This window comes from Aliishimia ponticola (assembly GCF_004803475.1).
GTDB classification, from domain to species: Bacteria; Pseudomonadota; Alphaproteobacteria; order Rhodobacterales; family Rhodobacteraceae; genus Aliishimia; species Aliishimia ponticola.
Genome location: NZ_SRKY01000006.1, coordinates 104680 through 118197 on the forward strand (window position 1 = coordinate 104680; position 13518 = coordinate 118197).

General features: G+C 61.3%; 14 protein-coding genes and 1 tRNA gene. 11 read left to right on the forward strand and 4 right to left on the reverse strand.

Annotation, left to right across the window (positions count from 1 at the left end; all coding sequences use genetic code 11):
- Positions 1-53: 53 nt before the first annotated feature.
- The 4 genes from E4Z66_RS18620 to E4Z66_RS18635 all read right to left on the reverse strand — a co-directional run bounded on the left by E4Z66_RS18620 (position 54) and on the right by E4Z66_RS18635 (position 3784).
- Positions 54-130 (reverse strand) — tRNA-Arg (locus E4Z66_RS18620).
- Between the two features lie 125 nt (positions 131-255).
- On the reverse strand, positions 256-1626 hold the full coding sequence (locus E4Z66_RS18625) for a sensor histidine kinase (protein ID WP_136464588.1): 1371 nt from the start codon (positions 1624-1626) through the stop codon (positions 256-258).
- A gap of 6 nt (positions 1627-1632) precedes the next feature.
- Positions 1633-3051 carry a dihydrolipoyl dehydrogenase family protein gene (locus tag E4Z66_RS18630; RefSeq protein ID WP_136464589.1) on the reverse strand — a complete coding sequence of 473 codons (1419 nt, stop codon included), beginning with the start codon at positions 3049-3051 and terminating at the stop codon, positions 1633-1635.
- A gap of 1 nt (position 3052) precedes the next feature.
- A complete protein-coding gene (locus E4Z66_RS18635; RefSeq protein ID WP_136464590.1) occupies positions 3053-3784 on the reverse strand; it encodes a TVP38/TMEM64 family protein in 732 nt (243 codons plus the stop codon).
- A 284-nt stretch (positions 3785-4068) separates the two neighbouring features.
- Between E4Z66_RS18635 and rpmH the strand changes: the two genes are divergently transcribed.
- From rpmH to argB, 11 genes are all read left to right on the forward strand, one after another.
- Positions 4069-4203, forward strand: coding sequence for a 50S ribosomal protein L34 (gene rpmH / locus E4Z66_RS18640; protein WP_005980833.1), 135 nt, complete (start codon positions 4069-4071; stop codon positions 4201-4203).
- Positions 4204-4211: 8 nt separating this feature from the next.
- The gene (rnpA, locus tag E4Z66_RS18645; RefSeq protein ID WP_136464591.1) at positions 4212-4583 is read left to right on the forward strand and encodes a ribonuclease P protein component; all 372 of its coding nucleotides are present in this window, start codon (positions 4212-4214) and stop codon (positions 4581-4583) included.
- Entirely contained in the window at positions 4580-4804 is a 225-nt protein-coding gene (yidD, locus tag E4Z66_RS18650) for a membrane protein insertion efficiency factor YidD (RefSeq protein WP_136464592.1), read from the forward strand. The genes rnpA and yidD overlap by 4 nt, the downstream gene beginning before the upstream one ends.
- Positions 4805-4854: 50 nt before the next feature.
- Entirely contained in the window at positions 4855-5721 is an 867-nt protein-coding gene (gene yghU / locus E4Z66_RS18655) for a glutathione-dependent disulfide-bond oxidoreductase (protein WP_136464593.1), read from the forward strand.
- Positions 5718-6656, forward strand: a complete 939-nt coding sequence (locus E4Z66_RS18660) for a hypothetical protein (protein ID WP_136464594.1) — start codon at positions 5718-5720, stop codon at positions 6654-6656. Before yghU ends, E4Z66_RS18660 begins: the two co-directional genes overlap by 4 nt.
- Before the next feature lie 63 nt (positions 6657-6719).
- Complete coding sequence (gene ttcA, locus E4Z66_RS18665) at positions 6720-7592, forward strand: tRNA 2-thiocytidine(32) synthetase TtcA (RefSeq protein WP_136464595.1); 873 nt, start codon at positions 6720-6722, stop codon at positions 7590-7592.
- 56 nt (positions 7593-7648) lie between these two features.
- Positions 7649-9208, forward strand: a complete 1560-nt coding sequence (locus E4Z66_RS18670; RefSeq protein WP_246036088.1) for a putative bifunctional diguanylate cyclase/phosphodiesterase — start codon at positions 7649-7651, stop codon at positions 9206-9208.
- A 167-nt stretch (positions 9209-9375) separates the two neighbouring features.
- Positions 9376-11175, forward strand: coding sequence for a membrane protein insertase YidC (gene yidC / locus E4Z66_RS18675; RefSeq protein WP_136464596.1), 1800 nt, complete (start codon positions 9376-9378; stop codon positions 11173-11175).
- Entirely contained in the window at positions 11172-11909 is a 738-nt protein-coding gene (locus E4Z66_RS18680) for an MOSC domain-containing protein (RefSeq protein ID WP_136464597.1), read from the forward strand. The genes yidC and E4Z66_RS18680 overlap by 4 nt, the downstream gene beginning before the upstream one ends.
- Positions 11906-12562, forward strand: a complete 657-nt coding sequence (gene yihA / locus E4Z66_RS18685; RefSeq protein WP_136464598.1) for a ribosome biogenesis GTP-binding protein YihA/YsxC — start codon at positions 11906-11908, stop codon at positions 12560-12562. The genes E4Z66_RS18680 and yihA overlap by 4 nt, the downstream gene beginning before the upstream one ends.
- Before the next feature lie 60 nt (positions 12563-12622).
- Positions 12623-13486 (forward strand): acetylglutamate kinase, encoded by an 864-nt coding sequence (gene argB, locus E4Z66_RS18690; RefSeq protein WP_136464599.1) that lies wholly within the window; start codon positions 12623-12625, stop codon positions 13484-13486.
- The last annotated feature ends 32 nt before the right edge of the window (positions 13487-13518 follow it).

Genomic DNA, 13518 nt, shown 5'->3' on the forward strand with positions numbered 1-13518 from the left:
GTTCAAGCGGTGATGCTTGGGTCAATTTTGTCTGGGTGTTTTCAAGGGGGTGGTGGCGGACCGAGGAGGATTCGAACCCCCGACCCCTTGATTCGTAGTCAAGTACTCTATCCAGCTGAGCTATCGGTCCGTGAGGGGTGCATTTACGCCCCCCTGCGGGGCTTTGCAACCCCTCATTCGACAGGAATTTCGGGTTTTTTCCGATGGCCTGAAATTTACGGGCCGATGGCTGATTTCGCCACTTCCATATGGCCTCTAGCGCGGCAGGCGGATTGAGAACACCGTGCCGTCCTCCCCCGTCCGGGACAATTCCAACGTCCCGCCGTGACCGCGCACCAACTCGCCCGAAATCGCAAGCCCAAGGCCAGTTCCGCCCTTGGTTACGCCGCCATGAAAGGCGGTGAACAGGTGTTCGCGCGCTTTGACCGGAAGACCCGGACCGGTGTCGGAAACTTCGATCACCCATTCAGTTTCCATTTCGCGGGCGCTGACGCAGATTTCGCCTTCTTTCCCGCTGGCGATGATCGCCTGGCGGGCATTGCGCACAAGGTTCGACAGCACTCGGAACAACTGATCGGGGTCGGCGCGCAGTTTCATCGCTTGTGGCACGTCTTCGCTGAAGGACAGCGCCTGCCCCTCTGTGGCGAGCCGTTCGCTTTCAATCACGTCGCAGACCAGTTCGGCCAGCGGCACGACGGTCAGGCGCGGCGGCGGCTCTTCGGCGCGGCCAAAGGCGAGCGTGCTTTCGCACAGGTTCACGGCGCGGGTGATCGAATTGACCAGTTTCGGTGCCATCCGGTTCACCAGCGGATCGTCCGAGGCTTCGATCCGGTCGGTGAAAAGCTGGGCTGAGGTCAGGATGTTGCGCAGATCGTGACTGATCTTGGAAACCGCAGTGCCAAGCTGGGCCAGACGGTCTTTCTGGCGCAGCGCCTGCGTGAGTTCGGTCTGCATCTTGTGCAGAGCGTCCTCAGCCTCGCGCAGTTCGGTCACACGCGCGCGCGGCTCGATGATGCGGCGGGCATCTTCGGGTGCGGCGGCATAGGCCTGCATATAGCCGACCACCCCCTTGATCGGGCGCACCAGAAGGCGGCGCACGGCCAGAAACAGCAAGAACGCCGTCACGACAGAGATCACCGCAGACAGCAGCAGGATGCGCAGCCCATAGTCGATCATCGCCGCACGCAACTGGCTGGTTTCCATGGTGACTTCGATCAGAAGCCCAGCCTCGCGGACCGGGGCGCCGATAACGCGGATCACCTCTGGCTCATGCGTGACAAGGCGGATCAGCGCGTCGCCGATCAGTTCAAACGCCGTCGGATCCCGCAGATCGAAGGTTGCGGCCACCGGCTTTGGCATGGGCGAGGACAGCATCAACTGCCGCACCTCGTTGCGCCGCAGAACCACGTTGAGCACTTCCGCGTTGCGCAGCAGCTCCTCTTCCAGTTCCTCGTCCAGCATGTCGTCAGCCAACAGCGCCAGCGACGCGATCTGCGCCCGCTCAAGCCGGTCGAGCAGGTAATCCTCGCGATACCGCGCGACGGATGGCACGAAGATCAATATCTCGGCCAGCATGACGAATACTGTCGTCAAAATAAGGAAACGGCCGGAAAGCGAGTTCAGCATAGGCTCTTATGGAACGAAACGCTGGATCAGTCCAACAACCCTTTTGACGGTCGGATTCTCAAACAGGCGCGGCGTGAAATAGGCCCCGGCCACGCGCTTGTTGACCTCTGTCACGGTGGGATAGGGCGACACCATGGCAGAGACCTGACTCATCTTCAGCTTGTTGACCATCACCAAGGACCAGAAGTTGATCAGCTCGCCCGCCTGATGGCCGACGATGGTCACCCCCACCGGGCGGCCCTTGACGATCATCGCCTTGATGAAGCCCTTCGTTTTACGCTCTGCGATCAGGCGGTCGTTATGGTGGAAGTCGAACCGCGCGACTTCCATGCGATCGCCATGTTCCTCGCGCGCCTGTTCTTCGGTCAGGCCGATTTGCGCCAATTCGGGGTCCGTGTAGGTGGCCCAGGGGATATGAGAGGTGCTGGCTTTCGACGGCAATCCGAACAGGATCGACCTGATGATGACCCCCGCGTGATAGCCCGCCACGTGGGTGAACTGCATCCCGCCGGCCACATCGCCGATGGCATAGACCTTGCGGTTGGTGGTGCGCAGGCTGTCATCCACCTTGATCCCGGTTTTCGTGGTCTCGATCCCGGCGGCGTCAAGGTTCAGCTTGTCGATATTGGATTTGCGTCCCACCGCCATCAGAAGGTGAGAGCCTTTGAACACGCGCCCATCGGCGGCCAGCACTTCTATCGCGCCGCCGGTGCCGGAGATTTTCTCGGCCTTGGCGCCCTCTTCGATGATAACGCCCTCCGCGCGCTGGCTTTCCAGAACCAAAGCTGCGGCTTCGGGATCGTCCTTGCCCAGCGCCCGGTCGCCTTCGATGACCGTCACCTTCGTTCCCAGGCGTATATGCGCCTGCGCCATTTCCATGCCGATAGGGCCGCCGCCGATGATCAGCAGATGATCAGGCCGCGTGCGCAGATCGAACACGGTTTCATTCGTCTCATAGGGGACATCGTCCAAGCCGGGGATCGGCGGCACCAAGGGACTGGAACCCGTGGCGATCACGATCCGGCGCGCGGTGATGACGGCATCACCCGCCTTAACCTGCGTATCAGAGATAAAGCTGCCATATTCGCGGATGACCCGGACGCCGAGGCCCTCGAACCGTTCCTGACTGTCGACAGGTGCGATCTGCGCAATCACGTCATGCACATGATCCTTGGCCGCCGCGTAGTCCACTTGCGGCACCACATTGGCCACACCGTAGACGTCGCTATGGGCCTGTCCATAGGCCGCCTTCCCGGATGCGATCAGCGCCTTTGAGGGGACGCAGCCGAAGTTCAGGCAATCCCCGCCCATTTTGTGGCCTTCCAGCAAGACCACGTCGGCCCCCATTTGCACCGCGCCAGAGGCGACGGAAAGCCCGCCGGACCCGGCCCCGATGACCAGTATGTCGGTTTTGATTTGTTCCACGTCAGATGTCCTTCCGACCACTTACGGCCTTGATAACGATAGGAAGCGCCGACAGCGCGGCAAGTCCTAGAATTGGTCCCAGCACATGCGGGGCGAAGATGATGCTCAGGTCAGGCGACTCACCGGCGGCAAAGACCTTGCCCAGCCCGGCCCCGACCGAGGTAAAGACCAAGCCCCCCGGAATGATTCCGAAAAACGTGGTGATCGCATAGCGGTGCAGCGGCACGTTCAGCAGCGCGGGCAACAAGTTGGCGACGAAGAACGGCACCACGGGAACAAGCCGGATCAGGAACAGCATCGACCATTGGTTTTCATCGATGCCCCGTTTCACACGCGCGATCTTGCCTTCTGCGGTATGCATCTTTTCGGCCAGTGCCCGGCCAAAGCCAGCGCGCGCGGCCAGAAAGATGAGAATCGCGCCCAAGGTTGCGGCGACCACGTTCAACCCTGTGCCAAGCACGGTGCCAAACAGGAACCCGCCCGTCAGGGTCGCAACGGTTGCGCCCGGAAGCGAAAACGCGACGATCAGCATATAGGCCGCGACAAAGCCCAGCGCCGTCAGCGCGAAATTGGCATCACGGAACGCCAGAAGCGCCTCCCGATGCTCGCGCAGGGTTTCGAAGTTCAGCGTGTCGCGCAGGGCAAAGGCCCCCACCCCGGCCACGGCCAGAATCGCGAGGATCGGCAGATATCGTGCCAGTCCGGAATTTTCTGTCTTGCTGGTCGCGCTCATCGCGGACGGCCTTTCCTTGCTTGGTGTGTCCAACCTAGATGGCCGGTAGCAGCGCCCTGAGATAGGCCCCTCACGCGCGCTTGATCGCGAGTGACAGGAAAAACCGACTTTTCCCGGGTTCTGAAACAAAATATGCGTCTTGCGTGCAGGTTATGTTGCAGAACCCGTAAAAAATGGGTTCGAGACGTTTGACTTGGCAGTCACATACCTTTAATGGGCGGGCTTCGAATACATGACCGGCGCCGAATCCGATGCGTGCGCCTGCCCGATCCGGAGATTTTGCGATGAAACGCACTTACCAACCGTCGAACCTCGTACGCAAACGGCGTCACGGCTTCCGCGCGCGCATGGCCACCAAAGCCGGCCGCAAGATCCTGAACGCGCGTCGCGCACGGGGTCGGAAATCGCTCAGCGCCTAAGCGCGACGATGCACGATGTGCAAGCAGAAGCCGCCGAAGGGTCCGCCCCTTTGGCGGCTTTGCCTGTTTCGGTTCTGCGAAACCGGAGCGATTTTCTGCGCGCCGCGCGTGGCCGCAAGGTGCCGTCGCCGGGATTCATCCTGCAAATCCGCAATCGGCGCGACGATGACCCGGCGATCCGGGTCGGATTTACCTGTTCCAAGAAAGTGGGCAATGCCGTCGCCCGCAACCGCGCCAAACGCCGCCTGCGCGAAATCGCGCGGCTTGTTCTACCTGTGCATGGCAAACCCGGTCACGATTACGTGTTGATCGGCCGGGCGGAAAAGACCGCGACGCGCCCTTTCGACCAAATGCTGCGTGATCTGAAGGCGGCGCTGTGACGCCGTTGGCCCATATCGCGGCGCTGCCGGTTCGGGCCTATCGGCTGCTGTTTTCCCCTTGGGTCGGCCATAATTGCCGCTACCAACCCACCTGTTCGGCCTATGCTTTGGAAGCGCTGGAAAAGCACGGCGCGATACGTGGCACATGGCTGACTCTGCGCCGTATCGGGCGCTGCCATCCTTGGGGCGCGTCCGGCTACGATCCGGTTCCCAAGGACTAGCATTCAGTTTCTGGCACGTTACGTTGGCCCCGACGAACAGGGAGTCGCGCATGACCGAAGCTTACACACCACCCAAAGTCTGGAAATGGGAACAGGAAAGCGGGGGGCGCTTTGCCTCCATCAACCGCCCGATTTCAGGCCCGACCCACGATAAGGAGTTGCCGATCGGGAAGCACCCGTTCCAACTTTATTCGCTGGGCACGCCCAATGGCGTCAAAGTCACCATCATGTTCGAAGAACTGCTGGCCGCGGGCCATAGCGGCGCGGAATATGACGCGTGGTTGATCGATATCAGCGAGGGCGATCAGTTCGGCTCCGGCTTTGTGGACATCAACCCCAACTCGAAAATTCCGGCGCTGATGGACCGGTCCGGGCCAGAGCCGATCCGCGTCTTCGAATCCGGCGCGATCCTGATGCACTTGGCGGAAAAGTTCGATGCCTTCCTCGGCCCCAAGGAAAAGCGGGCAGAGATGCTGTCCTGGTTGTTCTGGCAGATGGGCAGCGCCCCTTATCTGGGCGGCGGCTTCGGCCATTTCTATGCCTATGCGCCAGAGCCGATGGAATACCCGATCAACCGCTTCACGATGGAGGTCAAACGCCAGCTCGACGTGCTGGACCGACATCTGGCAAAAAGCCGCTATATGGTCGGCGATGACTACACCATCGCGGATATGGCGATCTGGCCGTGGTACGGGCGCACCGTGCATGGTGCCTCTTACAATGCGGGCGAATTTTTGGATGTGCAAAGTTACAAGAACGTGATCCGCTGGGCGGACGAAGTGCTGGAACGTAAGCCGGTGCAGCGTGGCCGGATGGTCAACAAGGCGTTTGGCGAGCCGTCGGAGCAATTGCGCGAACGTCACGATGCCTCTGACTTCGAGACGCGCACGCAGGACAAGCTGGACGCGCAGTCGTGATATCGCCCCCCGCCGAGCCAGCACCGCGTGCCGCGCTCGGCGGGTTTCTTGCGTCCGGCAAGGTGATCCTGCATCTGGGGGCGCATAAGACCGCGACGACCCATATTCAGGCCACCATGCGCGACCAGCGCGATATGCTGGCCGATCAGGGAACCGCCGTGATCCTGCCATCCGATCTGCGCGGCCGTCATGGATTGCACCGGTTGGGCGGAAAGCACCCGGATGAACAGGCCCGGCTGGAGCGCGAAAACCGCACCAAGTTGCTGGATGCGCTCGAACTCTGCGCAAGTACCCCCGGTCTGCGTCAGATCACTCTGTCAGAGGAAGGCATTTTGGGCTCCCCCCGCGAATGTCTGACGGCGGGGCATATCTTGCCGTTTCTCGAACCGAACCTGCGGTCGCTGCCAACGGAGCTGGACCATCCCAATGTCACCGTGATTTTCGCGGTGCGCGATTATGGCAGCTTCTTTTCTTCCTGTTTCACGACGACCCTGCGCCGCGGCAAGCTGTTCGATGCCGAACATCTGAAGCCGCTGCTGCGTACCCTGCCCAATCGCTGGGAACATGTGCTGCACGACATCCGCGCTGCCCTGCCTCGCGCGCGGCTCAAGATCTGGCGACACGAGGATTTCGCAAAGGTCGCGCCGCAAGTGTTCGACATGCTCGCGCCGGGGATGCCGCTGCCGCCCGACGGGGCGTCCAAGTTCCAGAACCTGTCCCGCGACGCGGTCGCGCATATCCTGCGCCGCAACGCCCCGGGGGCCAGCCTCAAAGAGCCGCGCAAACGGATTCGGCGGGCGCGGCGCAGATATCCGGTGACGCAAGACAACCCGCCCTTTTCCTTATGGAACGCCGAGGACGCCGCGAGTCTTACCGCCGCCTATGAAGAAAGCTGGGCCGCGCTGGTCCATGCCTACCCGGACGCCGTGCTGTAACGCGCCCCACCGCCAGCCGCACTGCCGCTTGATTGCCTGCGCTGCCTGCGTTAGTGCCGCGTCATGCTGGATGATGCCGATGACATGCACCCGCTCTTTCAGGGCGCGCCGAAATCAACCGAGTTCCGCAAGCTTCGCAAGCGGATCGTGCGGCATACGCGCGAGGCGATCGAACAATACGGCATGATCGAACCGGGCGGGAAGTGGCTCGTTTGCCTTTCCGGCGGCAAGGACAGCTATACGCTTCTTGCGGTGCTCTACGAACTCAAGTGGCGCGGCCTGCTGCCGGTGGAGCTTTTGGCCTGCAATCTGGATCAGGGCCAGCCGGGATTTCCCGCGACCGTACTGCCCGAATTTCTGGAAACACGGCAGGTGCCGCACCGGATCGAATATCAGGACACGTATTCCGTTGTGATGGACAAGGTGCCGCAAGGCCGAACGTTCTGCGCGCTTTGTTCGCGTCTGAGACGCGGTATTCTCTATCGAATCGCGCGCGAAGAGGGCTGCACAGCGGTCGTTCTGGGCCATCATCGGGACGATATTCTCGAAACGTTTTTCATGAACCTGTTCCACGGCGGTCGGCTCGCGACCATGCCGCCGAAACTGCTGAACGAAGAAGGCGATCTGTTCGTTTACCGCCCGCTGGCGCATGTGGCCGAGGCTGACTGCGAACGGTTTGCGCAGGCGATGAATTACCCGATCATTCCATGCGATCTCTGCGGTTCGCAAGATGGGCTGCAACGCCAACAAGTGAAACAGATTCTCGACGGTTGGGAGGCCAATTCGCCCGGACGCCGGCAGGTCATGTTCCGCTCTTTGATGAATGCAAGACCGTCGCACCTGCTGGACCCGAAGCTGTTCGACTTCACCGGGCTGATGAGAACGAAATCGGAACAATTCGATGTAGATTCTGCGCCACCTGACTTGCGCGATTAACCTCGACGTGACGTGCACTGGGTAAGGTCCTCGTGAACAATTTCGTGAGGCAACCCGTGGCGAAAGAGACCAAGAACACTTCCATGCGCAGTGCGCATCAGCGCTTCCTGTCAAACGGAACCGCGGTCGGACTGATGGTGCTCACCCCGGCGCTTTGCCTGCTGGCCTACTGGCTTGGCGGCGAAATGGGTCTGACCCTCGTCGCGATCGGCACCCCCATCCTCGCGGGCTTGAACATTCTGCTGCCCCGGCTTGTCATGCCCGCCCCCACCACGTGGAGCCGGGCTGGAACGCTGTCGCCAACGGAATTCCACGCTGCGGCGCGGGAATACATGGGCGCGGCCCGAACCGCCGGGCGCAAAGCCGTGATCTTCATGATTGCCATCGACGATTTCCCCGATCTGGTGAACCGTTATGGGCGCGGCGCGATGGACAAGGTGCTTGACGAATGCAGCCTGCGCATTGCCAGCATGGTCCGTAAAGACGACCTTGTCGGAACGCTGGATACCAGCATCTTCGGTCTGTGCCTGACGCCGCAAAGCAGTCTTGATCTGGAAACTTGCCTTGAACTGGCAGGCCGGATCGCTGGTAATTTGGCGGAACCTTTTTCCATCGACGGGACGTCGGTCTACCTCACCGCCTCTATCGGGTTCTGCCAGCTTGGCCGGGAAAGCGCGGTCACCACCGTTGACGAGATGGACCCGGTCGCGGCCTGCGCGATAGAGGCGATGGGCCATGCTCAGGCGTCGTCCCATGGTTCCATCCGTGCCTACAACCACAAGGCGCGCGCGGTAAGCGACAGGTCTGAAACCGGTGCTGACGATGCGGTCGAGGCATTGGAAAACGGCGAGATCGTCGCATGGTTCCAGCCGCAAATCTCGACAGATACAGGCAAAATCACTGGTTTCGAGGCGCTCGCGCGGTGGATACATCCGACGCGCGGCCCCATTGCTCCGGCGGAATTCCTGCCGCAACTGGAAGCGGCGCACCGAATGGGACGCTTGTCCGAAGTGATGATCTATCACGCGTTCACATCCATGCGCGCTTGGGATCAGGCGGGCGTCGATGTGCATCAGGTCGGGATCAACTTCTCAAGTGCCGAACTGTCCGATCCGAACCTCGTCGAAAAGATATCGTGGGAACTGGACCGTTTCGAAATCGCGCCCGAACGAATGGTGGTGGAGATTTTGGAAACCGTCGTGGCCGACGGGCCGGATGATGTCATCACCCGCAACATTCAGGGTCTACGGATGCTGGGCTGTTCAATCGATCTGGACGATTTCGGGACCGGACATGCCTCTCTCAATTCGATCCGCCGGTTCGGTGTCGGTCGCATCAAGATCGACCGCTCCTTCGTGATGAAATCCGACCGCGATGCCGACCAGCAACGTATGATCCGCGCGATCCTGACCATGGCCGAGAAGCTTGATCTGGAAACGCTGGCCGAAGGGGTCGAGACCGTTGGCGAACACTCGCTGCTGGCGCAGCTGGGCTGCACCCATGTTCAGGGCTATGGCATTGGCAAGCCCATGCCCTTCGATCAGACGCTGGGCTGGATTCGCTCTCACAATGCGAAATTGCAGGCGCCGCCGGATATTGGCCGCGCCGCCGGATAATCTGGCAGGCGAGGCGACAAGCACGTGCCCAACCCGGCATCCTGCCATAAACCCTGCCTCTGTGCGCCTTGCGACGCCCGGTTTACAGCCCTTGACCCTTGACCTTTGGGGCCGGGTCGCGTTGAAGGCGCGACTAACGGTTCAATGGCGATAGGTGGCTGTCCGCGATGGACGATCAGAATAAAAACCTCATCCTTGCAGTGGCGCTGAGCTTCTTGGTGATCCTCATCTGGTTTGTGGTGTTCCCGCCCCCAGAACCTGAAGCGACCCTCGACAATGCAAGTCTGGAAGCACCGCTGGAAGCGCCTGTGCCCTCCACCGCGTCGGCGCCGCAGGCCAGCGCACCGGGGCAAACCGCCCAGGGCACAACCGCGCCTGTCGATACCGACATTCAGAACGCCCCCCGTGTCGCGATCGAAACGCCCAGCCTTTCGGGCACGATCTCGCTTATCGGTGGCCGGATCGACGATCTGTCGCTGAAGCAGTACAAGACCTCGATCGAACCGGGCGCAGAGATCGTGACCATGCTGGCACCCGTCGGCAGTGCGGAGCCTTATTACGCGCTCTATGGTTGGGCACCAAGCGCGGGCATCGCCCCGGATCAAGTGCCCGGCGCATTCACCGAGTGGACCCTGACACAGGGCGAAACGCTTGGCCCCGACAGCCCGATCACCCTGCAATGGGACAATGGCGCGGGCCTCCTGTTTGAGCGTGTGATCGCGGTCGACGAAGACTTCATGTTCTCCGTCACGCAGTCGGTGCGCAACAACACCGAAGCGGCAGTCAGCCTTGCGCCCTACGGCGTGTTGGCCCGCCACGGCCAGCCTGCGGATGCGAAGAACTTCTTCATCCTGCACGAAGGCGCGATCCGTTTCGCGGATGACGAACTGACCGAAACGGATTGGGACGATTTCGCAGATGACGGTAGCCGCGACCGCGTCGATGTGACCGAGGCCGGTTGGACCGGTTTCACCGATCACTACTGGCAGAGCGTGCTGATTCCGCCAGCGCAGGCCACTGCGAAACTGGAAACGTTCCTAGAGCCGAACCGGGGCATCTATCAGACCTCTGCGACATTGGGCACGCAGACAGTCGCTCCGGGTGCGTCGTCTTCTGTGACCACACAGCTTTTCGCCGGTGCCAAGGAATGGGAAACCATCCGCGCCTACCAAAATGCAGGCGTCGCCAAATTCATCGACAGCATCGACTGGGGCTGGTTCTTCTTCCTGACCAAGCCGATCTTCTGGTTGCTGCACGAGTTGAACAAGCTGATCGGCAATATGGGGTGGGCCATCATCGGTCTGACGCTGATCATCAAGGCCGTGCTCTTCCCGTTGGCGTACAAATCCTATGTTTCCATGGCGAAGATGAAAGAGCTTCAGCCGGAAATGGAAAAGCTGAAAGAGCGTGCAGGTGACGACCGGCAAAAGCTCCAACAGGAGATGATGGAGCTGTACAAGCGCGAGAAGGTCAATCCGGCCGCGGGGTGTCTGCCGATCCTGCTGCAGATTCCGATCTTCTTCTCGCTCTACAAGGTGATCTTCGTCACGATCGAACTGCGTCAAGCCTCTTGGCTGGGCCCGTTCCGCGATTTGAGCACGCCTGACCCGACCTCGCTGATCAACCTCTTTGGTTTGCTGCCTTTCGATTCGCCCGAGCCGGGGTCGATCCTCGCGCTGATCTTCATCGGTATCCTGCCGCTGATCCTTGGCATTTCGATGTGGCTGCAACAGAAACTGAACCCGGCACCAACCGATCCGACGCAACAGATGATCTTTGCGTGGATGCCGTGGGTGTTCATGTTCATGCTGGGCGGCTTTGCGAGCGGGCTTGTGATCTACTGGATCGCCAACAACGTGATCACCTTCTCGCAGCAATACATCATCATGCGGTCGCAGGGCTACACCCCGGATATTCTTGGCAACATCCGTGGCAGCTTCCGGTCCAAGGGTAAGGACGACGCATGACTGCGACGCTGGCGCAGATCTGGCGACACCCGGTCAAGGGGATTGGCTGCGAGAGGCTGGCGGACACGACGCTGACCGCTGGCGCGCCACTTCCCGGCGACCGGGCGTGGGCCCTGCGCCACGAGCGGTCGGAGCCGACAGATGCGTGGCAACCCCGGCGCAATTTTCTGGTGGTGGCCCATGGCCCGCGTCTGGCACAAGTCGCGGCGCAAAGCGCGACGGATGGACGGATCACCCTGACCCACCCGGATCTCGCACCGCTGGATTTCGATCCGGCGCACGATGGCGACAAGCTGATGGATTGGGTTGCCCCGCTTTGGCCGGACACGCAGCCCGCCGCCGCCAGCCTGGTCAAGGCACCAGCGCAGGGAATGGCGGATAATGGCGTGGCGCAGGTTTCCGTGATGAACCATTCGAGCCTGCGTGCGTTGTCGCAAGCGGCCCAGACCGATCTGGACCCGCGCCGGTTTCGTGGCAATCTGTGGATCGACGGGCTGGCCCCCTGGGAAGAGTTCGACCTTCTGGGCAAAACGATCCGCATTGGTGAGGTCACGCTTGAAGTCACCGACCGGATCACCCGGTGCCGCGCGACTGAGGCAAACCCCGACACCGGCGAACGCGACGCGGAACCTGTCCGGGTGCTGCGCCAAGGTTGGGAACACATGGATTTTGGCGTCTACGCGACCGTCACATCTGGCGGAAAGATCGCTGCGGGCGATACGGTGACAGTATGACTTCGCTCCCCTTCCCGCTTGCGGACACCCCGGATGAAGGTGCGGCCCGCGCCGGGCACCAGCTTTTCGCCGGCGGCACGGCTGAATTTCTGAAAGGCGTCGTCGCGATGTCCGGCCTGCCCGATGCCGACCGGGTGGAGGTCTGCTTTGCCGGGCGGTCGAATGTAGGCAAGTCCAGCCTGATCAACGCCCTCACCGGTCGAAAAGGGCTGGCGCGCGCATCCAATACGCCGGGCCGCACACAGGAAATCAATTTCTTCACCGTCGGCGAGGCGCATTACCTTGTCGATCTTCCCGGCTATGGCTTCGCCAACGCGCCGCTGGACGTCGTGAAGAAATGGCAAGCGCTGCTGAAACAATATCTCAGCGGGCGGCAAACGCTGCGCCGCGCCTTCGTTCTGATCGACGCACGCCACGGGGTGAAAACCGTGGATGAAGAGATTCTGTCGCTTCTCGACAGCTCTGCCGTGACATTTCAGGTGGTTCTGACCAAGGCCGACAAGGTCAAGGAAAAGGATCGCGAAAAAGTACTGGCGCAGGTTCGCAGCGCCCTGTCGAAGCACCCCGCCGCCTTCCCGGAAATCGTGCTGACCTCGTCCGAAAAGGGCGATGGCATCGACACATTGCGCGCTATCATCGCGACGCTGGAATGATCCGCTCTTGCTGCGCTGCGTAAAGCGCTGCAAAACGGGATCCAGCCAAGGATGACAGCGATGAAGCCCAGAGACATGAATCAGGATTGGATTTCCACAGCCGCGACGCTCAATCAGGCCCTGCCCTATTTGCAGCGCTACACGGACGCGGTCGTGGTCATCAAACTGGGCGGTCACGCGATGGGCAGCGATGCCGCGATGGAAAGCTTCGCCCGCGACGTGGTGCTGATGCGTCAGGTTGGTGTGAACCCTGTCGTGGTGCATGGGGGCGGCCCCATGATCAACGCGATGCTGGATAAGCTTGGCATTCAGTCGGAATTTGTCGGCGGCAAACGCGTCACCGACAAGGCAACCATCGACGTGGTCGAAATGGTTCTGTCCGGCCTTGTCAACAAACGCATCGTGCAGGCGATCAATCGGCAAGGGGGGCGTGCGGTCGGGCTGTCGGGCAAGGATGCCAACCTCATGTATTGTGAGGCGGCGAACCCCGATCTGGGGCTGGTCGGCCAGCCCAGCCAGATCGACCCCGCGATCCTGCACACGCTGTTCGAAAAAGAGATGATCCCCGTCATCGCCCCATTGGGCGCGGGCCGCGCGGGCGAAAGCTTCAACGTGAATGGCGACACCGCAGCAGGCGCGATCGCTGGTGCGCTCAAGGCGGACCGGCTGCTGCTGTTGACCGATGTGTCCGGCGTCAAGAATGGCGATGGAGAGGTCGTGACGGAACTGACCGCGGACCAGATTCGCGAAATGACCCGCGACGGCGTAATCGCGGGCGGCATGATCCCCAAGACCGAAACCGCATTGGATGCCATTGCCAGCGGCGTGCGGGCGGTCGTCATCATCGACGGGCGCGTGGACAATGCATGTCTGCTGGAACTTTTCACCGAACATGGTGCCGGGAGCCTGATCCGCCCCCGCTAACCACGGCGCTTCTCGCGCAGATGTGTCATCAC